The organism is Streptomyces sp. NPDC032091 (assembly GCF_055580265.1).
Genome location: NZ_JBVILR010000013.1, coordinates 102,194 through 127,642, shown reverse-complemented (window position 1 = coordinate 127,642; position 25,449 = coordinate 102,194). Strand labels below are relative to the sequence as shown.

17 protein-coding genes are annotated in these 25,449 nt (G+C 75.4%); 9 read left to right on the top strand and 8 right to left on the bottom strand.

Annotated elements, in window-relative coordinates; all coding sequences use genetic code 11:
• Positions 1 to 249: 249 nt before the first annotated feature.
• Entirely contained in the window at positions 250 to 1,593 is a 1,344-nt protein-coding gene (locus tag ACZ5NJ_RS21625; protein ID WP_468766709.1) for an SNIPE associated domain-containing protein, read from the bottom strand.
• A 155-nt stretch (positions 1,594 to 1,748) separates the two neighbouring features.
• Positions 1,749 to 2,192 carry a MarR family winged helix-turn-helix transcriptional regulator gene (locus tag ACZ5NJ_RS21620; RefSeq protein WP_468766826.1) on the bottom strand — a complete coding sequence of 148 codons (444 nt, stop codon included), beginning with the start codon at positions 2,190 to 2,192 and terminating at the stop codon, positions 1,749 to 1,751.
• A gap of 244 nt (positions 2,193 to 2,436) precedes the next feature.
• On the opposite strand from ACZ5NJ_RS21620, the gene ACZ5NJ_RS21615 reads away from it, so the two are divergent.
• Entirely contained in the window at positions 2,437 to 3,567 is a 1,131-nt protein-coding gene (locus ACZ5NJ_RS21615) for an NADH:flavin oxidoreductase (RefSeq protein WP_468766708.1), read from the top strand.
• 67 nt (positions 3,568 to 3,634) lie between these two features.
• On the opposite strand, the gene ACZ5NJ_RS21610 is transcribed toward ACZ5NJ_RS21615, so the two are convergent.
• A complete protein-coding gene (locus ACZ5NJ_RS21610) occupies positions 3,635 to 4,351 on the bottom strand; it encodes a hypothetical protein (protein ID WP_468766707.1) in 717 nt (238 codons plus the stop codon).
• Positions 4,352 to 4,521: 170 nt separating this feature from the next.
• Between ACZ5NJ_RS21610 and ACZ5NJ_RS21605 the strand changes: the two genes are divergently transcribed.
• Positions 4,522 to 4,992: a hypothetical protein gene (locus ACZ5NJ_RS21605; protein ID WP_468766706.1), complete on the top strand. Its 471-nt coding sequence runs from the start codon at positions 4,522 to 4,524 to the stop codon at positions 4,990 to 4,992.
• Between the two features lie 107 nt (positions 4,993 to 5,099).
• Here ACZ5NJ_RS21605 and ACZ5NJ_RS21600 read toward each other — a convergent pair whose 3' ends face one another.
• Positions 5,100 to 6,245, bottom strand: coding sequence for a hypothetical protein (locus tag ACZ5NJ_RS21600; RefSeq protein WP_468766705.1), 1,146 nt, complete (start codon positions 6,243 to 6,245; stop codon positions 5,100 to 5,102).
• Between the two features lie 921 nt (positions 6,246 to 7,166).
• On the opposite strand from ACZ5NJ_RS21600, the gene ACZ5NJ_RS21595 reads away from it, so the two are divergent.
• The 3 genes from ACZ5NJ_RS21595 (at position 7,167) to ACZ5NJ_RS21585 (ending at position 8,186) form a co-directional block, all read left to right on the top strand.
• Complete coding sequence (locus ACZ5NJ_RS21595) at positions 7,167 to 7,442, top strand: isoamylase early set domain-containing protein (RefSeq protein WP_468766704.1); 276 nt, start codon at positions 7,167 to 7,169, stop codon at positions 7,440 to 7,442.
• A gap of 92 nt (positions 7,443 to 7,534) precedes the next feature.
• On the top strand, positions 7,535 to 7,879 hold the full coding sequence (locus ACZ5NJ_RS21590) for an STAS domain-containing protein (protein WP_468766703.1): 345 nt from the start codon (positions 7,535 to 7,537) through the stop codon (positions 7,877 to 7,879).
• A gap of 22 nt (positions 7,880 to 7,901) precedes the next feature.
• A complete protein-coding gene (locus tag ACZ5NJ_RS21585) occupies positions 7,902 to 8,186 on the top strand; it encodes a hypothetical protein (RefSeq protein ID WP_468766702.1) in 285 nt (94 codons plus the stop codon).
• Positions 8,187 to 8,289: 103 nt separating this feature from the next.
• Here ACZ5NJ_RS21585 and ACZ5NJ_RS21580 read toward each other — a convergent pair whose 3' ends face one another.
• On the bottom strand, positions 8,290 to 8,823 hold the full coding sequence (locus tag ACZ5NJ_RS21580) for a type 1 glutamine amidotransferase domain-containing protein (RefSeq protein ID WP_468766701.1): 534 nt from the start codon (positions 8,821 to 8,823) through the stop codon (positions 8,290 to 8,292).
• A 149-nt stretch (positions 8,824 to 8,972) separates the two neighbouring features.
• Here ACZ5NJ_RS21580 and ACZ5NJ_RS21575 point away from each other — a divergent pair, with 149 nt between their 5' ends.
• Complete coding sequence (locus ACZ5NJ_RS21575) at positions 8,973 to 9,326, top strand: hypothetical protein (RefSeq protein WP_468766700.1); 354 nt, start codon at positions 8,973 to 8,975, stop codon at positions 9,324 to 9,326.
• 12 nt (positions 9,327 to 9,338) lie between these two features.
• Here the strand turns inward: ACZ5NJ_RS21575 and ACZ5NJ_RS21570 are convergent, their stop codons facing one another.
• Positions 9,339 to 10,409 (bottom strand): GNAT family N-acetyltransferase, encoded by a 1,071-nt coding sequence (locus ACZ5NJ_RS21570; RefSeq protein WP_468766699.1) that lies wholly within the window; start codon positions 10,407 to 10,409, stop codon positions 9,339 to 9,341.
• Positions 10,410 to 10,605: 196 nt separating this feature from the next.
• Between ACZ5NJ_RS21570 and ACZ5NJ_RS21565 the strand changes: the two genes are divergently transcribed.
• From ACZ5NJ_RS21565 to ACZ5NJ_RS21555, 3 genes are all read left to right on the top strand, one after another.
• Positions 10,606 to 11,412 (top strand): class I SAM-dependent methyltransferase, encoded by an 807-nt coding sequence (locus ACZ5NJ_RS21565; protein ID WP_468766825.1) that lies wholly within the window; start codon positions 10,606 to 10,608, stop codon positions 11,410 to 11,412.
• 163 nt (positions 11,413 to 11,575) lie between these two features.
• The gene (locus ACZ5NJ_RS21560) at positions 11,576 to 13,102 is read left to right on the top strand and encodes a purple acid phosphatase family protein (protein WP_468766698.1); all 1,527 of its coding nucleotides are present in this window, start codon (positions 11,576 to 11,578) and stop codon (positions 13,100 to 13,102) included.
• Between the two features lie 73 nt (positions 13,103 to 13,175).
• Positions 13,176 to 14,369: a Gfo/Idh/MocA family protein gene (locus ACZ5NJ_RS21555; protein WP_468766697.1), complete on the top strand. Its 1,194-nt coding sequence runs from the start codon at positions 13,176 to 13,178 to the stop codon at positions 14,367 to 14,369.
• Positions 14,370 to 14,376: 7 nt separating this feature from the next.
• Here the strand turns inward: ACZ5NJ_RS21555 and ACZ5NJ_RS21550 are convergent, their stop codons facing one another.
• Both ACZ5NJ_RS21550 and ACZ5NJ_RS21545 read right to left on the bottom strand, forming a co-directional pair.
• The gene (locus tag ACZ5NJ_RS21550; protein ID WP_468766696.1) at positions 14,377 to 15,147 is read right to left on the bottom strand and encodes a thioesterase II family protein; all 771 of its coding nucleotides are present in this window, start codon (positions 15,145 to 15,147) and stop codon (positions 14,377 to 14,379) included.
• 45 nt (positions 15,148 to 15,192) lie between these two features.
• Positions 15,193 to 25,365 carry a type I polyketide synthase gene (locus tag ACZ5NJ_RS21545; RefSeq protein WP_468766695.1) on the bottom strand — a complete coding sequence of 3,391 codons (10,173 nt, stop codon included), beginning with the start codon at positions 25,363 to 25,365 and terminating at the stop codon, positions 15,193 to 15,195.
• Positions 25,366 to 25,449 lie beyond the last annotated feature (84 nt).

Below are 25,449 nucleotides of genomic sequence, written 5' to 3'. Positions count from 1 at the left end.
CACGAGTCGTACCGGAAACGGCGCGCCGCCGCCTTCCGGAGGGCCGGGGGGCGGCGGGCCGTGGAGCGGGGCGGGATCCGCCCGCGTGCGTCCTGCGCCGCCCCGAGGGGCCGGAGTGCAGGGTTCCGCTCCAGCGACCCCTCTTCCCGGTGTTCACCTACGCAAACGCAAAGGTGAGTTACCTCACGCCGTGCGCCACGACAGGCAGCATGAAGGCGGTTCCGCCCTGCAACCGTCGCCGGGCCGCTGTCATCGGGTGGTGCTGCTACACCACTCGATCGCCTCGGCGACTTCGTTGAATTCCACCAGGTGCTCGCCGGCGCCGCGTTCGAGGACGGCCTTCACCTCGGCAGGGGTGACGTGGAAGAACTCCTTGCGGCTGTTGACACGGTTGACCCGCCGCGAGGCGAACTCCTGGTGGAGGCGGCTGGCGGCGCGGGCCTCCACGTCGTCGAGCGCGCTTTCGATCTCTGCCGGCTTCGCCGCGATCTCCGCGGCTCCCGCGTGGTCCCCCTGCGCCCGGAGCCGGTCGAGGGCGCTCTGGTAGTGGCCCATCTCCTTGGTGAGCTTCTCCCGCTCGCGGTCCAGCTCCCGCTGCGCGGCGGCCTCCTCCCGCTCGCGGGCACGGGCTTCCCGCTGGGCCTGCTTCTCCTCCTCCTTGCGCTGCATGAAGTCCGCCGTCAGCCGCAGTTCCTCGACCCGGACGTCGTGATAGGCGTCCGAGATGCGGATGTCCATGGTGGCACCCAGCTTGGCGATGGTCTCGCGGCTCTTGTACAGCCTGTCGACGAGAGAGGCCAGTCGGTGCGGACGCATGCTGCGGACGGCGTCATCGGCCTCCGCGTTGTAGGCGCGGAGCATGAGTGTGGAGTAGTCGCGGAGCATCTTGGCGCCCTGGCGTGCCGATCCGTTCACGGTCCAGCCGGTGGCGGCGAGAACCGCCTGCTGCGACCGCGCCAGCTCCTTGATCCTGGTGCGGACGGCGTCCAGGCGGGCCCGGTAGGCCACGGCGTCGTCCAAAGGGTGCCGGTACGCGTAGATCCCGACCTCCTGGAGCAGCACGCTCTCGTCGGTGGTCACGATCCGTGCGCGCAGGTCGTTCAGCCGGCTCTCCGCCCGGAAGACCTCGGCCCGGTGCGCCTGCGCCTCCTGACCGGCCTTCTCCGCGGCGCGGGCGGCCTCGCGGGCCGCCGCCCGCCCTTCCTTGGCCCCTTGCCGCGCCTCACGCAGGATGGCCTCGGCTTCCTGCCGGGCGCGGGTGCGCATCTCGTCGGCCTCCCCGCGTACTTGCCGCATCAGCAGGGCCACGGCGGCGGCGTCGGCCCCCTGCGTCCGCGTGATCCAGTCCCGGAGCTGCTCCGCCTCGCTGCCGCCCTCCTGGCGACCACGCCGGAACCAGCGGGTCCGCCGCGGCGCGGGCACCTCCGGCGCCGGCTGGTCCTGCCGGTCGTCTCCGCTCTGCTGGGCCGGCAGCCACAACTGCCATCCGGCCGGGGGCGGGGGCCAGGAAGGGTCCGGCTTCCAGTCCGGCGACGGTGTCCAGCCCGCCGGTAAGAGCCAGTTCGGCGGCGGATTGAATCGGTACGGGCTCACGCCCCCCCAGCGTCCGGGAAAACGCCCGCCGCGGGCGGCGGCCGGCTCACGTGATCATGCACGGGCCGCCGGCGTGGCAGCAAGGGCGCGCAGGTGCGTCGGATGGGCGTGTGGGCGTCAGGCCGGGTTCGGGGTGGGCGGGAGGGGGGCGTCGCTCACGGCCGCGTGGTGCCGGGGCCGTCCTCCTCCGTGCGCGGCCAGTACCGTCCTTCGAGGGCCTCGGCGCTGCGGTTGAGCCGGACCAGGACGTCCTCCAGCTCCCGCACCTCCTCCGGGGACCAGTCGGCGACCACGCGGGCCAGGCAGGACCGGTTCACCTCGCGGTCGGCCGCGAGCCGGCGCCCTCCCTCGGCGGTGATGCGCAGTTTGCGGGCCATGCCGCCGTCGGGGTCCGCGACGCGCTCGGCCAGTCCGCAGCGCAGCAGCGCGGCCGTCTGACGGTTCACGGTCGAGGTGTCGAGCCCGAAGGCCTCCGCCAACTGTCCGATGGACATGGGGCCCTGGGTGTCGATCCGGCTGAGCAGCAGGTACGCCGACCGCTCCAGGCGTTCGGCGTCGCGCTCGCGCCGGGCCAGCACCTGGTGCCGTGAGAGCAGCATCAGCTCCCGCTCCAGCTTCTCCAGCTTCTCCGGCACCGCGCCTCCCGCTCCTTCCGGCGCTCCATTATCGCCGACCCGCCGCCCGGCGGGCCCGCGCCGGCAGAGGACCGGAGGACCGGAGGACCGGAGGACCGGAGGACCGGAGGACCGAACGCGCAGCAGCAATATGCATGATACATAGCGTGTGTACTATGCACTTCTCGTTGTCGTCCGACGAGCCCCAGCCTCAACCCGGAGGATCCGCATGACCGTCACCACGTCCACCGCCTCCCGCGCGGCCGAGATCCTCTCCCGGCCCATCACGCTGAACGGTCTGACCGTCCCCAACCGCATCGCGATGGCGCCGATGACGCGGATGTTCTCCCCCGGGGGCGTGCCGGGCGAGGACGTACAGGCGTACTACGCCAGCCGGGCCGCGGCCGGGGTGGGCCTGATCGTCACCGAGGGCACCTACGTCGGCCACGAGTCCGCCGGGCAGAGCGACCGGGTGCCGCGGTTCCACGGGGAGGACCAGCTGGCGGGCTGGTCGAAGGTCGCCGCGGCCGTGCACGAGGCGGGCGGCACGATCGTGCCCCAGCTGTGGCACATCGGCATGGTGCGCAACCAGGGCGACGCCCCGTACGCCGAGGCGCCCGCCGTCGGCCCGTCCGGCATCCGCGTCGACGGGACGGAGGGCACCGGCAGGGCGATGACCCGCGGCGACCTCGACGACGTCATCGGCGCCTTCGCCGACGCGGCCGCGGAGGCCGTGCGGGTCGGCTTCGACGGTGTCGAGCTGCACGGGGCGCACGGCTACCTGCTCGACCAGTTCCTCTGGGAGCGGACCAACCGCCGCACCGACGCCTACGGCGGCGACGCGGTGGCCCGTACGAAGTTCGCCGCCGAGATCGTGGCGGCGGTCCGCGAGCGCGTCCCGGCCGACTTCCCGGTCATCTTCCGCTACTCGCAGTGGAAGCAGGAGGCCTACGACGCCCGGCTCGCGCAGACCCCCGAGGAGCTGGAGGCGATCCTGGCGCCGCTGACGGCCGCGGGCGTCGACGTGTTCCACGCCTCCACCCGGCGCTACTGGCTGCCGGAGTTCGAGGGATCCGACCTGAACCTGGCGGGCTGGACCAGGAAGCTCACGGGCCGGCCGACCATCACCGTCGGCTCGGTCGGCCTCGACGGCGACTTCCTCCGCTCCTTCGCCGGCGAGGGTGCGGCGCTCGGCGACATCGACAACCTCCTGGACCGCATGGAACGCGAGGAGTTCGACATGGTCGCCGTCGGCCGGGCGCTGCTCCAGGACCCGCAGTGGGCGGCGAAGGTCCTCGGCAACCGCTTCGACGAGCTGAAGCCGTATGACGCGGCGGCCCTGAAGTCGCTCAGCCGGTAAAGGAGAATCCGGACGCCGATGTCCCCGCCTCGTCGGGAGACGGGGCGGACTCGCGTTGCACCACGAGTCAGGTGGGCGGTTCGCACCTCTTGGGGAGGGTCACGGTGCCGGGCCGGTGCTCGAAGGTGTCCATGACCAGCCACTCGTCCAGCTCGGGGTCGTAGAGGTTCTGGACCCCGAACTGCAGCACCTGCCAGAAGGTGCTCCGGTCGTGCTCGTCGACGTAGATGTCGCCCAGCGCCAGCGGCAGCCGGGGCTGGTTGCCGGGAGGGAGGTCCGGGAAGACCACGCCCACCCTCCAGTGGTTCACCTGCCGCTCGGGGGTCCGCCGCAGCGTCTCCCGGCCGACGAACCGGGCCTTCTCGAAAATCCGGTTCAGCGCCTCCAGATCGAAGCCCGGGATGCGCGAGCAGGGGTGCTCGTTCAGGCCGGGCCACTTGTACGTCAGCGTGTACAGGGTGTCGTGGTAGATGAGGTTGGTGAACCAGATCGGGTACTGCGGGCCCCCCGCGGTCATCTGGCTGTCGCCGCCCCTCCCCTCCCAGGTGACCGGCACCGTGATGTCCAGGTCACGGACGATCCACTTGCCCTTGCCCCGGAAGTCCCGCGGCAGGCGGGGCGGGGGCGGCTGCGGCGGGGCGTCCTGCCGTCCGGTCACCGCCCCGGACGGCGGTGCGGTCCCGGTCCGCGGCGCGGCGGCCCCGGGCGGAGCCGCCAGAGCGAGGACGGCCACCCCGGCGAGAGCGGCCGACGCGACCGTCCGGCGCGTGCCTTTCGAACCCATGCTGTCCCTCGGCTGTCGTGAGCGGGCGCCGTCCCGGCGGGGGACGATCACGGTGTGCCGGGACACCGTCCCCGGAATCACGAATTCCGAAACCCGCACCACCCCGAAGGGGAACACCCCGCCGAGGCCCCGGCCGCATGTCCATGCCATCGATGTCATAGTCTGACGGGGTGTGGACAACGCTTGCGCCGCTCATCGGCGTCCTGCTCGGCGGGCTCATGTCGATACTGACCCAGCGCTCGGCAGGACACGCCCAGGAACGCGGCGAGGCGCGCCGCAGTGCTCGTGAACTTGCCGAGGCGCGCCGTAACGAGCGTCTCACTCACGTCATCGAATTTCTGTCTGCGGTGCAGGAGGCAGAACGAGTCGCGGTCGATCGACATCACCACAACCTGGCTGACGAGCAGTGGCAGGCCCGGGCACGGCAGGTCCTCGACAGGGTGTGGGTGACGCAGAAGACGATCCACGTCCTGTGCGCGCCCGAGGTCAGCGAAGCGGCACACGGCCTCGCCTGGGCGGTACAGGAGGTGATCAGAAAGGGCCCCGAAGACCCGGAAGATCCGCAGGACGAGAAGGTCTGGGCGCACATACGTCCGAGCCGACAGGCATTCCTTGATCTCGTGCGCGACCAGCTGAGCTGAACCCCGGGCGGGATTCGGCCGTCGAGGAGCGCTTCGCCGCCCGGCCGTGTACCGGTGGACGGCCGGGGCGCCGGCGGGCCTCGTCGTCCTCGTCCTCTTGCCCGGCGTCAGCGGGCGCCCGTCGCCTGTTGCGGCATGGTGTGCAGCAGCTCCAGCCGGCGCTGGACGGCTTCGGTCGCGCCCGGGCGCCGTCCGGGGACCCGGCGGCGCAGGGAGACCAGGCGGGGGCCCAGCTCCCGGGCCCTGGCCGCGTCCCGGATGGACTGCCACTGGTGGTGGGCACGGTCGACGGCGGCCTCGACCTCCGGCGCGTCCGCGGCCTGGAGGCGGGCGAGCCGGGCGTCGACCACGGCCATCCACAGCTCGCAGCTGGCCGCCGCGTCACCGGCGACGTGGGCGAGGTCGGCACGGACCTCCAGCCAGTGGACGGCCTCGGCCGACCCCGGACCGTACGTCCGCACCGCCCAGTCCTGCCACTGCACGGCGAGCGAGGCCGCCTGGCCGTGGTGCCCGGCACGCGCGGCCGCGAGGATCGCGGGAAGGGGGTCCTCGGGTGTGGCCGCGGCGACCGGCGCCGTACGGAGGGGCAGGGCGGGCGACGGCGTGGCCTCCACCGCGAGGAACAGTGCGCCGGCCGGGTCCTGACCGGCCTGGGCGGCGGCCTTCGCGTGGAGCTCGGCCAGCGGTGGGGTCAGGCCGCTGCGCCAGATGGCGGCCACGGCCTGCAGGTAGGCCGGGGCCGCGACCCTGCCCCGGGGCGGCGGAGGGGTGACGCGGCCGTGCAGCGCTATGCCGTGGCCGAGCGTGAGGCCTTCCGCGCAGGTCTTGTGCCACGTCTCCGGTGTCGCCACCAGGTCGACGAGGACGGTGGTGGTGCCCGGGCGCCGCGGACCCAGCTCACTGGCCAGCCAGGCCCAGGGAAGTCCCGTGTAGCGCAGGGTGGAGGGGGTGCTCCGGGCGAGGGCCAGGTGGATGCCGTGCTGCCTCGTGTCGAGGTGGAGCTGGCCCGCGAGGAGGAGCGTGAGGGGGCCCGGGGCCGCCGCGGCGGCACGGATGCGGGTGAGGACGGTCTGCTGATCCGTGGGGTCGGCCAGCTCGACGATGGTCCCGGCGCCGGTCCGGGTCAGGGAACTGGGCGGGCAGGCCGCGAGGGTGGCCAGGACGCGCGTGGCGTCGATCAGCCGGCCCTTGCCGACCGGGGCGGCCGCCAGCAGCAGCGCGGTACCGGGTGTCGTCGTCTCACCTGTGATCACAGCAGCACCGTACGCCCTTACCCGCGCCGGGTGTTCCCCCCGCCCCCTCCCCGTCGCGGGGCGGGGGCGGGGGCCGTTGGCGAGACGCGTCGGCGAGGTGCGGAGGGGACGCTCTCCTGCGTACGGTGGATTCCTCACATTCCGGGGGATCACGTGCAACCATCACGACCCGCCCATTCGTTACGCGCCGAAACGGCGTTCCGGCTTCTACTGGCCGAGGCCGGTGCGCAGTTGCTCGAAGGGGCCTGGCTGGGCAACTCGGTTCCGCATGCGGTGCGGTGTGCCGCCGGCCATCTGGTCGCGCCGCGGCCGGCCAACCTCCAGCAGAGGCAGGGGATCTGCCGGGTGTGCGCCCGGCGGTGTCCGCAGGCGGCGGAGGCCGCGTTCCGGGACCGGCTCGCCGCGGTGGGCGCGGTGCTGGTGGAGCCGGGGTGGCAGGGGGTCCACGTCCCCCACCGCATCCTGTGCGCCGCCGGCCACGCGTCGCGGCGCCGCCCCTCGGCGGTCCGGCGCTCGCAGTGGGTGTGCCGGTCCTGCCCGCGGCCCCGCCCCGCCCGGCCCGGGCCGCCGTAGGCGGCGTCGCGGCGGCGTCAGCGCAGGGCGGCCACCGCGCCGGTCCGTCCGGTGGTGACCCTGGCGGCGAAGCCCGCCGACGCGGACGCCGGGGCCGGCGTCCTCGGTCGCCTCGCGGTAGGCCTCGGCCAGCTCGTCGCCGAACGCGCGCCGGAAGCCCGCCGGGTACAGGCACGGGGCGCTCCAGGGCGGCGGGCGGGCCGCGGGCGGTACGGGTGCGTACGGGGGCCGGGCAGGGGCCGGGCGGGTGATGGTTCCCCTGGCCGGCGGCGTGGCCGGGGGCCGGGGCGGCGAGGAGCGTGCGAGGGTGCACGGACCTCTGCCAGCGCCACCCGTGGGGAGTTACCGGTGCTCGAACGCAAGCAGCTCAAGGGCCGCACCCAGGTCACCTTCGTCCTCCCGGGCGACGACCCGGACGGTCCGGTCAGCGTGGTGGGGGACTTCAACCACTGGAACCCCGCCGCGCATCCGCTGGAGACCCGTGCCGACGGCATGCGCGCGGCCACGGTCACGCTCCCGGCCCACCGCGGCCACTCGTTCCGGTACCTGGCGGCGGGCGACTACTGGTTCGACGACGACCAGGCCGACGGCCACGACGGGACCAACAGCCGCCTCCACACCTGAGGGGCCCGCGTCCGGCCCGGCGGGAGGCCGAGCCGTCGGCACGCATGGGCGACCGCGCCCCGGGCAGATGCCAGGGATACAGGAGGTGCGCCATGACCAGCGGCAAGGACCGCACCAGCCGGCCCGCGGCCCGCAGCGCGGAACCGCAGGCCGTCCACGTGAGCGGCGAGATGGACTTCGACCACGCGGAGCAGTTGAGAGCCCTGCTCAAGACGGCCCTGGACGAGGCCCCCGACGGCGCGGACATCGTCGTCGACCTGCGCCACTCGTCCTTCTGCGACTCCTCGGGACTGAACGTGCTGCTGGCGACCCAGCAGCGCGCCCGGGCGACACGGCACCGCCTCGTGCTCGCCGCTCCCAGCCACCAGATGGTCCGGGTGCTGGAGCTCACCGGCTCGACCGGTCTGTTCACCCTCGTCGCCGCCCCTCCGTCCTGAACGAACCGCTGCGGGAGAACACATGAGTTGGGCGTCATGGACCACGCTCGGCGTCTTCGCCGGACACGGCGGCGTACGGACGGAGGAGGAGGGGATCCTGACCGGTGAACTCGATGTCCACACCACCTGGACCGAGACGGACGGGCTGGCCCACGTCACCGTGCAGTACAGCGGCGGGGCGCACTGGCTGACCTTGTCGGGCAGCCCGGTGGTGTGTGCCGGGGAGGAGGCCAGCCGGGCGTTCCACGAGGCCGTCGTCGAGGCGGTGCGCGCGGGGGGCCCCGCGGTCGTGCCGCCGTGGAAGTGAAACCGCTCGGAGGTGTCGCCGCCGGCCGGAAGTGACACCGGTCGACGGCGTCCCCGTCGGCCGGCGCGGACCGGTCGGCGGGGACGCCGCGGGGGTGCCGTGTTCAGCCGCCGAAGACGGTCACGAACGCTTCGCAGAACGCGTGCAGGTCGTCCGGTTTGCGACTGGTGACCAGGGGGCTGGCCCCCGCCCGGCAGACGTGGACCCGCTCGTCCACCCAGGTGCCGCCCGCGTTGCGGATGTCGGTGGCCAGACTGGGCCACGAGGTCAGGGTCCGCCCCCGGACGACGTCGGCCTCCACCAGCAGCCAGGGGGCGTGGCAGATGGCGGCCACCGGCCGGCCCGACGCGAAGAAGCCGCGTGCGAATCCGACGGCGGCCTCGCTCATCCGCAGGGCGTCGGGGTTCGCCACTCCCCCGGGCAGGACGAGGGCGTCGAAGCCGTCGTCGGACGGCCCGGTCAGCACGTGGTCGACCGGATAGGTGCCGGCCTTGTCCAGGTGACGCATCGCCTGGACCTCCCCCGGCTCCGTCGAGACCAGCTGGGGCGTCCAGCCGGCCCCCAGGGCCGCCTTCCAGGGTTCGTTCAGTTCGACTTCCTCGACGCCTTCGGTCGCCGTCAGGAATGCGATGCGCACCGTACTCACGTCCTTTCGTGTCGGGAGACGCGGGAGCGTGGCCCGCTGGCGGCGCCTACCCGCCCGGCCGCCCCTCATACGGCGCACCGCGGGCCGGGTTCCCGCGCGCCACGGGCATGAACCCGGGGAAGGCGGGCAGGCGCCCCGCCATGACTGACGACCGACCGGCGGCCGGGCACGGGGGCGCGATGAGGGACGACGACGCGCGGCTGAAGGCCATCGCCGCGTTGGTGGGCCTGCGCGGCGGCGTCGGGGTCGAGTACATCTCCGAGCTGCTGGGCGAGGTGACCCCGGACCGGTTCACGGTGCCCGCCGAGGCGGACGCCGCGGAGATCGGCCTGTCGGTGCTGCAACAGGTGTCGGAACCCCTCAACGCGCTGGTCAACGGGTTCATCCTGGCGTTCGAGGCGGTGGCGGACGCCTACGACGAGACGGACCCCGCGACCTCCACCGAGGAGATCCTGCAGGCCCTGGCCCTGCGCATCGCGAACGGGACGGACTGAGGACCGGGCGGGTCAGCCCTGCGGGGCCCGCAGGACGTAGCGGAGGCCGTGGTCGTCGGTGGCGCCGGTCCGTTCGAAGCCCGCCCGGCCGACGACGCCGTGGGAGGGGGCGTTGTCCGGGTCGATCGAGGCGTGCAGGGCGGTCACGCCGGGCTGCCCCAAGGCCCAGGCGGCGAGGCCGTTCAGCGCGTCGGTGGCGTAGCCGTTGCCGCGGGCCGACGGGACGAGGTCGTAGCCGACCTCCGCGTTCCCGTCGGCGTCGGGGGCGCCGTGGAACCCGATGCCGCCGATCGCGCGGCGGTCCTCCGTCCGGACGATGGCGTACGGGCCCCACCCCGGGCGGTACGTGCCCTGTTCCCTGGCCTTGAGCACCATGGCGGAGGCGACCCGGGTGCCCTCGCCGGGGCCGTCCCCGGCCCAGGCGAATCCGCCGGTGCCGCCCGCGTGGAGGTCGGCGGCGACCTGCGGGGAGATCTCGCACAGGACGACGCGGCCCGCCGGGACGGGTTCGGCGTACCAGCGCCAGACCGGCCGGCGGGGCAGGTCCCCGAGGGCGGCCCGGCCGGTCACCCACAGCAGGGTCGGCCAGGGGGCGCCGGCGTGCGGCGCCTGCGGGAAGAGCCGGTCGAGGACCTGCCGGCAGAGGTCCGGGTCGGGCTCCCAGTCGTGGACGCCCAGGGCGTTCAGGATGTCGTGGGTGTGCAGCAGGGTCTCGACGACGCCCATGGCCGCGAAACCGCCCGCGTCCGCCATGCCGTACGGGTGCCAGGCCCGGTCCCCGGGGCGGGCCGCGGCCACGGCGGCGGACAGCAGGCCCCCGGTGGCCTCGATGACCTCGACGAGGCCCTCGGGGGTGGTGCCGGGGTCCGCGCTGATCTCGAACGGGACGTACCCGCCGGACGCGCGCCCGGTGAGCTGGGCGGCGTACGCGGTGAAGTCGCCCGCGATGTGGACGGCCGTGTCGTAACAGCTCCACTCCAGCCCGGCGGCGGGTACGGACCAGTCGAGGTGCGCCACCCCTCGGAGCGCCCGGGCGGTGAGGGACACGGACCGGTCCACGGCATGGGGGGTGATGATCGTCATGGGCCGAACCCTAGGCTCACCCCCACGACCGGGCCAACGGTTTTCCGGCACGCCGGTGCCGGGCCGGCCGGCCTCGCGCCGCGGCGGTTCCCCCGGGCGTCTCGTACCATCGGCCCGCACCGACCCGACGAGCGTCAGCAGGGACTCCGTGAACCACTCCGATCCGCGCGCCGAGGCGCCCTCGATCGCGGCCGCCATGGCCGCCGCCGACCACAGCCCCGGCATCCAGCTGGCCCAGACCCGCCACCGCGCCCGCCTCGTGGCCGGCTGGGGCATCGCGCCGGGTGCGACCGTCCTCGAACTGGGGTGCGGCCAGGGCGACATGACCGCCGTGCTGGCGGAGGCCGTCGGGTCCGAGGGACGGGTGGTGGCCGTCGACGTGGCCGACCCCTCCTACGGGGCACCCGTCACGCTCGGCGCGTCGGCCGCCCGGCTGGCCGCGGGGCGGCTCGGGCCGCGCATCGACTTCCGTTTCGGCACCGACGTCCTCGACCCCTCGACCGGCTTCCTCGAAGGCGCCTTCGACCACGTGGTGCTCGCGCACTGCGCCTGGTACTTCGCCTCGCTCGGGCAGCTGCGCGACACACTGGCGCGGGTGCGGCCCTGGGCGCGGCGGCTGTGCTTCGCCGAGTGGGACCTGACGCCCTCGTCCGGCGACCGGCTCGCGCACCTCCTGGCCGTGCTCGTCCAGGGGCAGGTCGAGGCCGCGGGATCGCACGGTCAGGGCAACGTCCGCACGCCCTTCTCCCGTGAGGCGCTGCTGCGGCTCCTGCCTGGGGCCGGCTGGACGGCCGACGGCGGCGGTCGGGTCGACACCGCGGAACTGCAGGACGGCGACTGGGAGATCGCCGCCTGCCTCGACCTGGTCGCGGAGCCGGGGCGCCTGGCCGCGCTCGGCGAGCCCGTACGGGAACTCGTCCTGAGCCAGGCCGACGTGCTGCGGGCCGTCGCCCTGCCGCACGGCAACCGCGCACTCGCCGCGTACACGGTGACCGCGCACTGAGCCATTACCCGGGGCGGGGGATTCCATGGGCTCTCATGGGGGTTCGTACCGGCGCCGTTCACCCGGTGGTGCGCCGGACGTCGCCTCGGGAGAGGAAGTTCACCCCATGGAACCGGACGTACCCGATTTCGGAATCCCCCGTGCGCTCGCCGCCAGGATGAGCATGGCCGAGCAGCACGAGTACCTGCGCGCCACGTTCACCCGGCGCCGTGCGCTGCGCGCCGGCGCGCTGACGGCGGCCGTGGCGGGCCTGGGGCTGGGCGCGGGGGCGGCCTCGCCCGCCTACGCCGCGCCCACCCTGGTCTCCTCCGGTGAGCGGCGCGGGGTCGACGGCTCGACGGCCGCGCCGTTCGGGCGGCACCTGCAGTACGGGGCCGACCCGAAGACGCAGATGCGGGTCTCCTGGCAGGTGCCGTTCGCGGTGCGCAAGCCGTACCTGCGGCTGGGCACCAGCCCGTGGGCGCTCGGCGTCCGGATCGAGGCCGAGGTGCGGCACCTGAGCACCCCGGTGCTGGGCGGCGGCAGGATCGCCGCGGCGGAGCAGTTCCACCTGCACGTGGCCCTGGACCGGCTGCACCCGGGGCAGACCTACTACTACGGGGTGGGCCACGACGGTTTCGACCCGGCCGACCACCGCAACCTGGGCACGCTCGGTACCTTCACCACGGCTCCGGCGCGCCCCGAGGACTTCACCTTCACCGCCTTCGGCGACCAGGGCGTCAGCTACCACGCGCTGGGCAACGACGCGGTGCTGCTCGCCCAGAACCCCGCCTTCCACCTGCACGCGGGCGACATCTGCTACGCCGACTCCTCCGGCGCGGGCGGTACCGGCGACACCTACGACGCGCGCGCCTGGGACCTGTTCCTCGCGCAGACGGAGACGGTCGCCAAGACGGTGCCGTGGATGGTGACCACCGGCAACCACGACATGGAGGCCTGGTACTCGCCGCAGGGCTACGGCGGCCAGAACGCCCGCTGGTCGCTGCCGGACAACGGCCCCGACCCGGTGAACCAGCCCGGCGCGTACTCCTTCGTCCACGGGAACGTCGGTGTGGTCGCGCTCGACGCCAACGACGTCTCGTACGAGATCCCCGTCAACTTCGGCATCAGCGGCGGCCGGCAGACCGCCTGGCTGGACCGGCGCCTGGGCGAGCTGCGGCACCACCGCGACGTGGACTTCATCGTGGTGTTCTTCCACCACTGCGCCTTCTCCACGACGAGCGCGCACGCCTCCGAGGGCGGGGTGCGGGACGTGTGGGTGCCGCTGTTCGAGAAGCACCGGGTGGACCTCGTCGTCAACGGCCACAACCACGTGTACGAGCGGACCGACGCCATCAAGGGGGGCAGGGTCGGGCGGAAGGTGCCGATCGGCGAGCGCACCGACCCGACCCGGGACGGCATCGTGTACGTGACCGCCGGCGCGGCCGGGCGCTCGCTGTACGCCTTCCCGGTCCCCGACTCGTACGAGGGCCACGTCGCCGACCGGGACTCCGTGGACACCTACCGTTGGGTCAAGGGCGGGGCGAAGGCGCCGGAGACGGTGGAGTGGTCGCGGGTGCGGTACACGAACTACTCCTTCCTCGCGGTGGAGGTGGAGACGGGCCGCTTCCCCCGGCTGAAGGTGAGCGCGCTGGCCGAGACCGGCGAACGGATCGACCACTTCGAGATCCGGCGCGACCCCGGCCGCTGAGCGGCCCGCGGTGCCCTGTCGCACGGTGCGCCCGGGGTGGTAGACCTGCGTCCTGGAGCAGAGGAGGGCGGCCGTGCCGGACATCAGGATCGGGGTCCTCGGGTACGGGCTGCGCGGGGCGCTGGCCCGGACGGCGCACCGGCCGGGCCGGGGCGCCGTCGTGACCGCGGTCGCCGACCCGGACCCGCGGGCCCGGGCCGCCGCGGCCGGGGCGTTCCCCGGCGCGCGGGTCGGCGCGGACCCGCGGGAGGTGATCGGGCGGCCCGGGATCGACGCCGTCCTGGTCCTCACCCCGGACCACACCCACGCCGAGCTGGCGGGGCGCGCCCTGCGGGCCGGCCGGCCGGTCTTCGTGGAGAAGCCGCTGGACATCAGCGTGGAGCGCTGTGACGAGGTGTTGCGCACCGCGTACGAGACGGGCACCCGGCTGTACGTGGGGCACAACATGCGCCACATGCCGGTGGTCCGGCTGATGCGGGACCTGATCGCGCGGGGCGCGGTGGGGGCGGTGAAGACGGTGTGGATCCGGCATTTCGTGGGCTACGGCGGCGACTGGTACTTCAAGGACTGGCACGCCGAACGCCGCTTCACCCACGGGCTGCTGCTGCAGAAGGCCGCGCACGACCTGGACGTCCTGCACTGGCTGGCCGGGTCCTACACCGAGGACGTGCAGGCCCTGGGCGACCTGATGGTCTACGGCGCGATCCCGCACCGCCGGGCGCCGGGCGAGCCGAAGACGGCCGACTGGTACACGCGGGAGGGGCACTGGCCGCCGGGCACCCAGCGGGACCTCAACCCGGTGATCGACGTCGAGGACGTGTCGCTGATGAACCTGCGCCTGGGCAACGGGGTCCTGGCCGCCTACCAGCAGTGCCACTTCACCCCCGACTACTGGCGCAACTACACCGTCATCGGGGACGCGGGCCGGCTGGAGAACTTCGGGGACGGCCCGGGCGGCGAGGTCAGGGTCTGGAACACCCGGCGCTCGTCCTACCGGGCCGAGCCGGACGCCCGCCACCCCGTGCCCGCGGCCCCGTCGGACGGCGGGCACGGCGGGGCGGACCCGCTGCTGATCGACGAGTTCCTGCGTTTCGTCCGCGAGGGCGGCCCCACGGACACCTCCCCGGTCGCCGCCCGGATGGCCGTGGCGGCGGGGTACGGGGCGACGCAGTCGCTGCGGGACGGCGGGACCCCGCGCAGGGTCCCGCCGCTCGATCCGGTGCTGGCCGCCTACTTCGAGAACGGGCAGCGCCGGAACGTCCCGTGAGCCTCCGTCAGGCCGCGGGGGCGGGGCGGAGCCGGTCGGCCATGGCCGCGATGACCTCGGCGTGGTCGCGGACCAGGTAGAAGTGGCCCGGGGAGAACACCTTCAGATCGAAGGGGCCTTCGGTGTGCCCGGCCCAGGCGGCGGCCTCGGCCACCGTCACCTTCGGGTCGTCCGTGCCGACCATGGCCGTCACCGGGCAGCGCAGCCGCTCCCCCGGCTCGGGGGCGTAGGTCTCCGCGGCCCGGTAGTCGGCGCGGAGGGCCGGGAGGACCATCCGCAGCACCTCCTCGTCGCCGAGGAGCCGGCTGTCGGTGCCGCTGAGCGCCTTCATCTCCTCTATCAGGCCGTCGTCGTCGCGCAGGTGCACGGTTTCGTGCCGGTACGCGGAGGGGGCGCGGCGGCCGGAGGCGAACAGGGCGGCCGCCACGATTCCCTTCTCGCGTTCGAAGCGGCGGGCGACCTCGTAGGCGACGGAGGCGCCCATGCTGTGCCCGAAGAAGGCCAGCGGCCGGTCCGCCCAGGGCAGCAGGGCGGTGAAGACCTGGTCGGCGAGGGCGGGGATGCTGTCGACGGGGGGCTCGGCTCGCCGGTCCTGCCGGCCGGGGTACTGGACGCACAGCACGTCGGCGAAGTCGGGCATGGCGCGGGCGACGGGCAGGTAGAAGGCGGCGGAGCCGCCCGCGTGGGGCAGGCAGACCAGCCGGACGGAGCTGTCGGGCCTCGGCTCGAACCGGCGGATCCACAGGCTGCTGTCGGTGGTGGTGGTCGGGGTGTTCACGGAGCGGTCGTGTCCTTTCGGAGGGGACGTGAGGGGCGGGGCGGGTCAGGGCAGCTTGAGGATCCACTCGTCGACGGCGGTGGCCGTGGACTCGGCGTGGCGTTCCATCAGCGTGTAGTGGTTGCCGGGCACTTCGGTGACGGTCTGGGCGTGTTCGGGGGCCGGAGGGCGGTCGTCGGTCCGGCCGGCGGCCGGGTCCGCGTCCTGCGCCATCCGGTCGGCGGCGCGGACGACGAGGGTGGGGGCCGTCGCCTCGGGGGCCCGCCAGTCCTCGAAGAGGGCGAGGTAGCCGCCCATCGCGGTGAGCTGGGTGCCGGGTGCGGAGATGAACTCGAAGCGGTCGGACTGCTCGCGCACCACGGCGGCCTGGAACCGCTCCCCCATGCCTTCGGCGCGGGTGAAGCTGTCGAGCATCACGATGCCTTCGACGGGCCGGCCCAGCCGCTCCAGCCGGCAGGCGACGGCGTGGGCCACCCAGCCGCCGGAGGAGTAGCCGACGAGGACCACCGGCTCCTCGCCCGCGCAGGCGATGACGGAGCCGACGTGGACCTCGACGAGGGCCTCGACGTCGCGGGGCAGTGACTCGCCCGGGCCGAAGCCCGGCTCGGGCAGCCCCCAGATGGTGCGCCGGCCGCCGAACGCCGCGGCGAAGCGGGCGTACTGGTGGACCCCGGAGGGGGCCATGTAGGGGCCGAAGCAGACCAGGTGGGGGCCCTCGTCGCCGTGGGCCAGACGGACCGGGACGGGCCGGTGGCCGGCGGCGTCGGCGGCGTCGAAGACGGGCCGCAGCCGGGCGGCGGCGGTGACCATCCCGATGCCCTCGGTGAGGCGGCCGGTCTCGGCCGCCCGCCGGTAGAGGGCGACGAGCAGGTCCTCGCCGGGTGCGTCGGCGGCGGGGCCGGCCGGGGCCGGGGCGGTGGCGCCGGGGCGCGGGGCGAGCAGTTCGAGGAGGCGGGCGGTCAGGGCGGCGGGGGTGGTGTGGTCGAAGACCAGGGTGCCGGGCAGTTTCATGCCGGTGGCCCGGCCGAGCCGCTTGGCGAGCCGGACGGCGGTGAGCGAGTCGAAGCCGAGCTCCAGGAAGACCTGCCGCTCCCCCACCGCGTCGGCGGCCGGGTGGCCGAGTACGGCGGCCGCCTCGGAGCGTACGAACTCCAGCACGACCGGGGCCGGATCGGCCCCCTGGAGTCCGGCGAGGCGGCGCAGCAGCGGCGGTTCGCCGTCGCCCGGGCCGTCCGTGCCGCCGTCCTCGGCGGCCGTGAGCCGGCGCACCTCGGGCAGGTCGGCGATCAGGGGGCTGGGCCGGGCGGCGGTGAATCCGGGGACGAACCGGGTCCAGTCCACCTCGGCGACGACCACGGTGGTGTCGCCGCGTTCGACCGCGCGGCGCAGGGCCAGCACGCCGAGGCCGGGGTCCATGGGGTCGAGGCCGCGCAGCCGCAGCCGTTCCTCGGCCGCCCGGTCGACCATGCCGCCGCCGCCCCAGGCGCCCCAGGCCACGGAGGTGGCGGCCAGGCCGCGGGCGCGGCGGTCCTCGGCGAGGGCGTCCACGAAGGCGTTGGCGGCCGCGTATCCGGCCTGGGCGCCGCTGCCCCAGGCGGCGGCTCCGGAGGAGAACAGCACGAAGGCGTCGAGTTCCCGGTCGGCGAGGAGTTCGTCCAGGTGGGCGGCGCCCGCCGCCTTCGCCCCGAAGAGGGAGCCGAAGTCGGCGACGGTGGTGTCGGCGAGCATGGCGGGCGTGCCCGTGCCGGCGGCGTGGACGACGGCGCTCAGCGGCGGCAGGGCGTCGAGGGAGTCCAGGAGCCGGGCCACGGCCTCCCGGTCGGCCATGTCGCAGGCGGCCAGGGTCACGCCGGCCCCGAGGGCCTCCAGTTCGGCGGCGAGCTGCGCGGCACCCTCGGCGTCGGGGCCGCGGCGGCCGGCGAGCACCAGGTGGGCGGCGCCGGCTCCGGCGAGCCAGCGGGCGACGCCGCCGCCGATGTGGCCGGTGCCGCCGGTGACCAGGACGGTGCCGCGGGGCTGCCAGCCGGGGCCTGCGGGGGCCGCCCCGTCGCCGGTGGCGCGGAGCATGCGGCGGGCGAGGACCCCGTCGGGGCGCAGGGCGAGCTGGTCCTCGCCGCCGGCGCCGGTGAGGGCGGCGGCCAGCCTGCGGCCGGTGCGGCCGTCGGTGGCCCGTACCTCGGCGGGCAGGTCGATGTGGCCGCCCCACCGGCCGGGGTGTTCGAGGGCGGCGACCCGGCCCAGGGCGGCCACGGGCGCCTGGCGGACGGAGCGTACGGGGTCGGCGGGGCCGGTGGAGACCGCGCCGCGGGTCAGGCACCACAGGGGGGCGTCGAGGCCGGCGTCGCCGAGCGCCTGGACGAGGAGCAGGGTGGTGGCGAGGCCGAGGGGAACGGCGGGGTGCTCCGGGTGGGCCCGTTCGTCGAGGGCGAGCAGGGAGACGACACCGGTCGAGGCGCGGCCGCGCAGGGCGTCGGCGAGGCCCTGCCGGTCGGTGTCGCCCGCGACGTCCAGGCGGTCGATCCGGGCGCCGTGGGCGGCGAGGGAGTCCAGGGCCAGTTCGACGGCGGGGTCGCCGGGCAGGTCGCGGGGGACGACGGCGAGCCAGGTCCCGGTGAGGGGGCCGGGCGCCGGGTCGGCCACCGGCTTCCAGGCGATGCGGTAGCGCCAGGCGTCGGTGGCGGCCTCGTCGCGGCGGCCCCGGTGCCAGGTGTGCAGGGCGGGGAGCGCGGTGCGCAGGGTGGCGTCCTCGTCGATGCCCAGTTCCCCGGCGAGGGCGGTGAGGTCCTCGCGGGCCACGGCCTCCCAGAATCCGGCGTCGGCGTCGGATCCGGCCGCGGGCGCCGGGCCGGCGGCCGTGTCGGGGGCGTCGAGCCAGTAGCGCTGCCGCTGGAAGGGGTAGGTGGGCAGGGCGGGGGGCGGGCCGGGCCGGTCCGTGCCGCCGTCCAGGACGGTGTTCCAGTCGACGGGGACACCGTGGGCGTGGGCCTCGGCGAGGGAGGTGAGGAAGCGGCGGGCGCCGCCTTCGGCCCGGGTGAGGGTGGTGAGGACGGCGGCGGGGGTCTGCGTCGGGGTGTCGTCGATGATGTCCTGGAGCCCGTAGACCAGCACGGGGTGCGGGCTGACCTCGATGAACACCCGGTGTCCGGCGGCCAGCAGGCCGCGTGCGGCCTGTTCGAAGCGGACGGTGCGGCGCAGGTTGCCGTACCAGTAGGCGGCGTCGGGCGGGGTGTCGAGGGGGGCCCCGGTGACCGTCGAGTGGAACGGGACCGCGGGCACGGCGGGTGCCAGGGAGGCGAGTTCCGCGGCGAGTTCCCCGCGCAGGGATTCGACCTGGGGGCAGTGCGAGGCGAGGTCGACCCGGACCCGCTTGGCGCGTACGCCGTCGGCCGCGCAGGTGTCGAGAAGTTCGGCCAGGGCTTCGCGGTCCCCGGCGACGACCACGGTGCGGGGGCCGTTGACGGCGGCGACGGCGAGGCGGCCGTCCCAGGGGGCGATGCGTGCGGCGGCCTCGGTCTCCGGCAGGGGGAGGGAGACCATGCCGCCCTGTCCGGACAGGCGCAGCAGGAGGGCGCTGCGGCGGGCGACGAGGCGGGCGCCGTCGTCGAGGGTGAGGGCTCCGGCGACGACGGCGGCGGCGATCTCGCCCTGCGAGTGGCCGACGACGGCGGCGGGGCGGACGCCGCAGGAGCGCCAGAGTTCGGCGAGGGAGACCATCACGGCCCAGAGCGCGGGCTGGACGACGTCGGGGGTTTCCAGGGCGGGGGCGCCGGCCGCGGCGCGCAGGACGTCTTCGAGCTCCCAGTCCACATGGGGGGCAAGGGCCCGGCCGCAGGCGGCGATCCGGTCGCGGAAGACCTCGGAGGTGTCGAGGAGGCCGACGGCCATGCCGGCCCACTGGGAGCCCTGGCCGGGGAAGACGAACACGGGCTGGGCGGGGGCGGCGGCTGTGGCGCGGACGGCGCCGGCGTGGGAGGCGCCGGAGGCGAGCGCGTCGAGGGCGGCGATCAGCTCGTCGCGGTCCTCGCCGACGGCGACGGCGCGTTCGGCGAAGGGGGTGCGGGTGGTGGCGAGGGCGTGGCCGGTCGCGCGCGGGTCGGTGCCGGGGTCCTCGCGCAGCAGGGCGGCGACGCGGGCCGCCTGTTCCTCCAAGGCGGGGACGGTGCGGGCGGCGAGCGGCAGGGCGGTGGCGGCCGCGGACAGGGGCCGGGGCCCGGGGGCGGCGGCCGGGGCGGGGGCCGGTTCGGGGGCCGGTTCGGGGGCGGGTTCGGGGCGGGGTGCCTCCTCGATGATGACGTGGGCGTTGGTGCCGCTCATGCCGAAGGAGGAGACCCCGGCGCGGCGGGGCCGGCCGCCGGTGTCCGGTTCCCAGGGGACGGGGGCGGTGAGCAGGCGGACGGCGCCGGCGGTCCAGTCGACGTGCGGGGTGGGCTCGTCGGCGTGCAGGGTCCTGGGGAGCAGGCCGTGCCGCAGCGCCTGCACCATCTTGATGATGCCGCCGGCGCCCGCGGCGGCCTGGGTGTGGCCGATGTTCGACTTGAGGGAGCCGAGCCACAGGGGCCGGCCGGTGTCGCGGTCCTGTCCGTAGGTGGCGAGCAGGGCGGAGGCTTCGATGGGGTCGCCGAGGCGGGTACCGGTGCCGTGTCCTTCGACGGCGTCGACGTCGGCGGTGGTCAGGCCGGCGTCGGCGAGGGCCTGGCGGATGACGAGCTGCTGGGCGCGGCCGCTGGGCGCGGTGAGGCCGTTGGAGGCGCCGTCCTGGTTGACGGCGGAGCCGCGGATGACGGCGAGGACGGGGTGGCCGTTGCGGCGGGCGTCGGAGAGGCGTTCCACCAGCAGCATGCCGGCGCCCTCGCCCCAGCCGGTGCCGTCGGCGTCTGCGGAGTAGGCCTTGCAGCGGCCGTCGGCGGACAGGGCGCGCTGGCGGCTGAACTCGACGAAGGCGCCGGAGCTGGACATGACGGTGACGCCGCCGGCGAGGGCCAGGTCGCATTCGCCCTGGCGCAGGGACCGGGCCGCCAGGTGCAGGGCGACGAGGGAGGAGGAGCAGGCCGTGTCGATGGTGACGGCCGGCCCTTCGAGGCCGAGGGTGTAGGCGATGCGGCCGGAGGCGACGCTGGCGGCGTTGCCGGTGCCGAGGTAGCCCTCGACGCCTTCGGGGACGGCCAGGCCGCGCCGGAGGTAGTCCTGGTAGCCGGATCCGACGAACACCCCGGTGCGGCTGCCGCGGACGGTCGCCGGGTCCAGGCCGGCCCGTTCGAAGGCCTCCCAGGAGGTTTCCAGGAGGAGCCGCTGCTGCGGGTCCATGGCGGTGGCCTCGCGCGGCGAGATGCCGAAGAACGCGGCGTCGAAGTCGGCCAGGTCGTAGAGGAAGCCGCCGGCCCGGGCGTAGGTGGTGCCGGGGTGGTCGGGGTCGGGGTGGTAGAGCGCGTCGAGGTCCCAGCCCCGGTCGTCGGGGAAGACCGACATGGCGTCGGTGCCCTCTTCGACCAGCCGCCACAGTTCTTCGGGCGAGTGGGCGCCGCCGGGGTAGCGGCAGCTCATCGCGACGATCGCGATCGGTTCGTCGTCGGCGGCGGCCCGGGTGGCCATGGCCACGGACGGCTCCTGGGCGCCGAGGAGTTCGGCGAGGAGCCGGCCGGCGAGGTCGAGGGCGCAGGGGTGGTCGAAGACGAGGGTGGTGGGCAGGTCCAGTCCGGTGGCGCGGACCAGCCGGCCCCGCAGTTCGACGGCGGTGAGGGAGTCGAAGCCCAGGTCGCGGAAGGCGCGGCCCGGTTCGACGGCTTCGGGGCCGGGGTGGCCGAGTACGGCGGCGGCCTCGCGCCGAACGAGTTCGACGAGGGTGCGGTCCCGGTCGGCGGGGTCGGCCCCGGCGAGGGTGCGGCGCAGGGCCCGGGCGGTGTCCTCGGCCCCGCCGGTGTCCGTGGAGCGGCTGCTCGCGGCGTCGCGGACCTCGGACAGGCCGGCGAGGAGGGGGCTGGAGCGGCCGACGGTGAAGGTCGGGGCGAAGCGGGCCCAGTCGACGTCGGCGACGGTCACGGCGGTGGCGCCGCGGCCGACCGCCCGGTCCAGGGCGGCGAGCGCCTCGTCGGCGGGCAGGGGTTCCAGGCCGCGCTTGCGCAGGCCGTCGGCGATCTCGGGGGTGGCGGCCATGCCGGAGCCGGCCCAGGGGCCCCAGGCGACGGAGGTGGCGGGCAGGCCGTCGCCGCGGCGGGCGGCGGCGAGCGCGTCGAGGTGGGCGTTGGCGGCGCTGTAGGCGGCCTGCCCGCCCGCGCCCCACACGCCGGCGATGGAGGAGAACAGGACGAACGCGTCGAGCTCGTGGCCGGCGGGGAGTTCGCGCAGGAGGGCGTCGAGGTGGACGGCGCCCGCGGCCTTCGCGGCCAGGACGGCGTCGAAGGCGGCCGGGCCGGTGTCTGCCAGCAGGGCGGGGGTGTCGACGCCGGCGGTGTGCACGACGGCGGTGAGGGGCTGTTCGGCGGCCGGGCCGGTGAGTTCGCGGAGGAGCCGGGCGAGGGCGTCCCGGTCGGCGACGTCGCAGGCGGCGACGGTCACCCGGGCGCCCAGTGCCTCCAGTTCGGCGGTCAGTTCCGCGGCGCCCTCGGCGGCGGGGCCGCGCCGGCCGGCGAGGACGAGGTGTTCGGCGCCGCGGCCGGCCAGCAGCCGGGCGACGTGGCCGCCGAGGGCGCCGGTTCCGCCGGTGATCAGGACCGTGCCGCGCGGCCGCCAGTCGACGGTGCGGCGGGTCTCGGTGTCGGGGGTGCGGGAGAGGCGGCGGGCGAGGACCCCGCCGGGGCGGACGGCCAGCTGGTCCTCCGGGCCGTCACCGGTGAGGATCCCGAGCAGGAGGTCCAGGGCGGCGGCGTCGCAGTCCGCCGGCAGGTCGACGAGGCCTCCCCAGCGGCCGGAGTGCTCCAGCGCGGCGACCCGGCCGAGGCCCCAGGTCCGGGCCTGGGCGGGGGCCGTCGGCGGGTCCTGCGGTGAGGTGGTGACGGCGCCGCGGGTGGCGCACCACAGGGGTGCCGCGACCTCGGCGTCGCCGAGGGCCTGGATCAGGGTGAGGGTGGCGGCGTCGCCGGCGGTGAGGGCGGCCAGTCCGGCGGCGGGGCGCTCGTCCAGGGCCAGCAGGGAGACGACGGTGCGCGGGGCGGCGTCGGCCGCGGCCTCCCGCAGCCGGCCGGCGAGGGCGCCGCGGTCCTCGGCGGCGTCCACGGTGAGGAGGGTGGTGCGGGCCCCGCGGGCGGTGAGCGCGTCGCGGAGGGCGCCGGTGAGGTCCGCGGCGGCGGGGTCCGCGCCGTCGGCGGGGGCCAGCAGGAGCCAGTGCCCGTCGACGGGGCCGGCGGCCGGGACGGGCTGCCGCTGCCAGGTGATGTCGTACTGCCGGTCCTCGATCGCGGGCCGGCGTCCGGCGGGGGCGGCGGGCCGGAGCCAGTAGTCCTGGCGCTGGAAGGCGTACGTGGGCAGGTCGACGCGGCGGGCGCCGCGGCCGGCGTGGACGGCGGCCCAGTCGACGGGGGTGCCGTGGACGTGGAGCCGGGCGAGGGCGGTGGTGACGGCCAGGTGCTCGGGGCGGTCGGTGCGCAGCAGGGGGACGAGGACGCGGGTGTCGTCGAGGACGTGCCCGGCCTGCGCGGCCAGGACTCCGCCGGGCCCGACCTCCAGGAAGGTGGTGGCGCCTTCGGCGGCGAGGGAGCCGACGGCGTCGGCGAAGCGGACCGCTTCGCGGACGTGGCGGACCCAGTACTCCGGCGAGCAGAACTCCTCGGCGCCGACCGGGCCTCCGGTGAGGGTGGAGACGACCGGCAGCTTCGGGGGTGCGAAGGCGACGGAGGCGACGGCGGCCCGGAAGGCGTCCAGCATCGGGTCCATCAGGGGTGAGTGGAAGGCGTGGGAGACGGCGAGCGCCTTGGTCCTGCGGCCTTCGGCGGCGAGCCGGTCCACGACGGCGGACACGGCGTCGGCGGCGCCCGAGACGACGACGGACCGCGGCCCGTTGACGGCGGCGACGCCGGCCCGGTCCTCCCTGCCCGCCAGCAGCTTCCGCACCTCCGCCTCGGAGGCCTCGACGGCGGCCATCGCCCCGCCCGGCGGCAGCTGCTGCATCAGCCGGCCCCGCAGGGCCACGAGCTTCGCCGCGTCCTGGAGCGACAGCACGCCGGCCGCGTGGGCGACCGCGTATTCGCCGACGGAGTGCCCGGCCAGGTGGTCCGGGTGCACCCCCCAGGACTCCAACAGCCGGAACAGGGCCACTTCGACGGCGAACAGGGCCGGCTGGGTGTACCCGGTGCGTTCCAGCAGCTCCGGGTCCGTCCCGAACACCACCTCCTTCAGGGGGCGTTCGAGGTGCGGGTCGAGGGCGGCGCAGGCGGCGTCGAAGGCCTCGGCGAACACCGGCTGGGCCGCGTGGAGTTCGCGCCCCATGCCCAGGTGCTGGCTGCCCTGCCCCGGGAAGAGGAACGCGGTCGCCGTCTCACGCCCGCCCGTGCCCTCGACGAGGTTCGGGGCGGGCTCTGCCTCGGCGAGGGCGGTGACTCCGGCGAGGAGTTCGGGCAGGCCGGTGCCGACGACGGCGGCGCGGTGCTCCAGGACGGCCCGGGAGGCGGCCAGGGAGTGGGCCACGTCCACGGGGCTGACCTCGCCGAGGCCGAGGACGTGCCGCAGGAGGCGTTCGGCCTGTTCACGCAGGGCGGTGGTGTCGCGGCCGGAGAGCGTCCAGGCCACCGGCAGCGGGTCGGCGGCGGGTGCGGGGGCCGGGGCCGGCTCGGGGAGCGCCGGGGCCTCTTCGATGATGGTGTGGGCGTTGGTCCCGCTCACCCCGAAGGAGGAGACGGCGGCCCGGCGCAGCCGGCCGTCCTCCGCCCAGGTGACGGGTTCGGTGAGGAGGCGGACGGCGCCGGAGGTCCAGTCGACGTGCGGGGAGGGCTCCTCGGCGTGCAGGGTCCTGGGCAGGACGCCGTGGCGCAGGGCCTCGACCATCTTGATGATCCCGCCGACGCCGGCGGCCGCCTGGGTGTGGCCGATGTTGGACTTGAGGGAGCCGAGCCACAACGGGCGCTCCTGCGGCCGGTCTCGGCCGTAGGTCGCGAGCAGGGCCTGCGCCTCGATGGGGTCGCCGAGGACGGTGCCGGTGCCGTGCGCCTCGACGGCGTCCACGTCGGCGGCCGACAGCCCGGCACTGGCCAGGGCCTGCTCGATCACCCGTTGCTGGGCGGGGCCGTTGGGGGCGGTGAGGCCGTTGGAGGCGCCGTCCTGGTTGACGGCGCTGCCCCGGACCACCGCCAGGACGGGGTGGTTGTTGCGCAGGGCGTCCGAGAGCCGCTCGACGAGCAGCATGCCGACGCCCTCGCCCCAGCCCGTGCCGTCGGCGTCGGCGGCGAAGGACTTGCAGCGGCCGTCGACGGCCAGGCCCTGCTGGCGGCTGAACTCGGTGAACATGCCGGTGGCGGCCATGACGGCGGCGCCGCCGGCCAGGGCCATGGTGCATTCGCCGCGGCGCAGCGCCTGGACGGCCAGGTGCAGGGCGACGAGGGAGGAGGAGCAGGCGGTGTCGACGGTCAGCGACGGGCCTTCCAGCCCGAAGGTGTAGGAGAGGCGGCCGGAGGCGACGCTGGGGGCGGTGCCGGTGAGCAGGAAGCCCTCCAGCTCCTCGCGGGTGTCGCCGCTGCCCGCGTAGCCTTGGTAGGCGAGGCCGACGAACACGCCGGTGCGGGAGCCCTTGACGGAGGTGGGGGCGATCCCGGCCCGCTCGAAGGCCTCCCAGGCGACTTCGAGGAGCAGCCGCTGCTGCGGGTCGGTGGCCAGGGCCTCGCGGGGGGACATCCCGAAGAGGCCCGGGTCGAAGCGGCCCGCGTCGTGGAGGAAGCCGCCCTCGCGGGTGTAGCACGTACCGGGGACGCCCGGGTCGGGGTCGTAGAGCCCCTCCAGGTCCCAGCCGCGGCCCTCGGGGAAGCCGGTGACGGCGTCGGAGCCGCTCTCCACCAGCCGCCACAGGGCCTCGGGGCTGTCGACGCCCCCGGGGTAGCGGCAGCTCGTCGCGACGATGGCGATCGGCTCCTGGTCCTGCGCCTCCACCTCGTGCAGGCGGCGCCGGGTCTGCTTGAGGTCCGCCGTCACGCGCTTGAGGTAGTCCAGCAGCTTCTGCTCGTTCGCGTGCTGTTCGTTCCGGTCGTGCTGCTCGTTCCGGTCGTGCTGTTCGTGCTGTGCGTGCTGCTCGTTCTGCATGTTCTTCACCCGTCGAGGAGTGTCGGCAAGGGGTGCGGTGGTGCGGCCGCGGTCGTGTGCACCTGCTGGTCCGGGCTCTTCCGG

Coding starts and splice junctions, on each gene's coding strand:
- ACZ5NJ_RS21585 (WP_468766702.1), top strand. CDS start 7,902: ATGAGTTGGGCGTCATGGACCACGCTCGGCGTCTTCGCCGGACACGGC.
- ACZ5NJ_RS21565 (WP_468766825.1), top strand. CDS start 10,606: ATGGCCGCCGCCGACCACAGCCCCGGCATCCAGCTGGCCCAGACCCGC.
- ACZ5NJ_RS21575 (WP_468766700.1), top strand. CDS start 8,973: ATGACTGACGACCGACCGGCGGCCGGGCACGGGGGCGCGATGAGGGAC.
- ACZ5NJ_RS21590 (WP_468766703.1), top strand. CDS start 7,535: ATGACCAGCGGCAAGGACCGCACCAGCCGGCCCGCGGCCCGCAGCGCG.
- ACZ5NJ_RS21570 (WP_468766699.1), bottom strand. CDS start 10,409: ATGACGATCATCACCCCCCATGCCGTGGACCGGTCCGTGTCCCTCACC.
- ACZ5NJ_RS21620 (WP_468766826.1), bottom strand. CDS start 2,192: ATGCTGCTCTCACGGCACCAGGTGCTGGCCCGGCGCGAGCGCGACGCC.
- ACZ5NJ_RS21610 (WP_468766707.1), bottom strand. CDS start 4,351: ATGGGTTCGAAAGGCACGCGCCGGACGGTCGCGTCGGCCGCTCTCGCC.
- ACZ5NJ_RS21560 (WP_468766698.1), top strand. CDS start 11,576: ATGGCCGAGCAGCACGAGTACCTGCGCGCCACGTTCACCCGGCGCCGT.
- ACZ5NJ_RS21545 (WP_468766695.1), bottom strand. CDS start 25,365: ATGCAGAACGAGCAGCACGCACAGCACGAACAGCACGACCGGAACGAG.
- ACZ5NJ_RS21615 (WP_468766708.1), top strand. CDS start 2,437: ATGACCGTCACCACGTCCACCGCCTCCCGCGCGGCCGAGATCCTCTCC.